Origin of the sequence: Psychrobacter sp. T6-6, from assembly GCF_052258185.1 — a bacterium.
In the GTDB taxonomy this organism is placed as follows: domain Bacteria; phylum Pseudomonadota; class Gammaproteobacteria; order Pseudomonadales; family Moraxellaceae; genus Psychrobacter.
The window spans coordinates 1-840 of record NZ_JBQQEX010000024.1; the positions used below are offsets into that span (position 1 = coordinate 1).

Sequence of the window (840 nt, forward strand, 5' to 3'; positions counted from 1 at the left end):
AATAGCCCGGATTTACCTAAGCTATAAACCTACATCCTTTCACCTGGACAACCAACGCCAGGCTGACATAACCTTCTCCGTCCCTCCATCGCATTATAAACAAGTATCGGAATATTAACCGATTTCCCATCGACTACGCCTTTCGGCCTCGCCTTAGGGGTCGACTCACCCAGCCCCGATTAACGTTGGACTGGAACCCTTGATCTTCCGGCGTGCGAGCTTTTCACTCGCATTATCGTTACTCACGTCAGCATTCGCTCTTGTGATACCTCCAGCATGCTTTACAACACACCTTCACAGGCTTACACAACGCTCCCCTACCACTTGAAAACAAATTCAAATCCGCAGCTTCGGCTCCTAGTTTGAGCCCCGTTACATCTTCCGCGCGGGCCGACTCGACTAGTGAGCTATTACGCTTTCTTTAAAGGATGGCTGCTTCTAAGCCAACCTCCTAGCTGTCTATGCCTTCCCACCTCGTTTCCCACTTAACTAGGAATTTGGGGCCTTAGCTGGCGGTCTGGGTTGTTTCCCTCTCCACAATGGACGTTAGCACCCACTGTGTGTCTCCCGGATATCACTCATCGGTATTCGGAGTTTGCATCGGTTTGGTAAGTCGGTATGACCCCCTAGCCGAAACAGTGCTCTACCCCCAATGGTGTTCGTCCGAGGCGCTACCTAAATAGCTTTCGGGGAGAACCAGCTATCACCGAGTTTGATTAGCCTTTCACCCCTATCCACAAGTCATCCCCTGGCTTTTCAACGACAGTGGGTTCGGTCCTCCGGTGCCTGTTACGGCACTTTCAACCTGCTCATGGATAGATCACTCGGTTTCGGGTCTAT

General features: G+C 51.3%; 1 rRNA gene. It reads right to left on the reverse strand.

Annotation, left to right across the window (positions count from 1 at the left end):
• Positions 1-840: ribosomal RNA gene (locus ACTXGL_RS14075) — 23S ribosomal RNA — on the reverse strand; the annotation flags it as partial.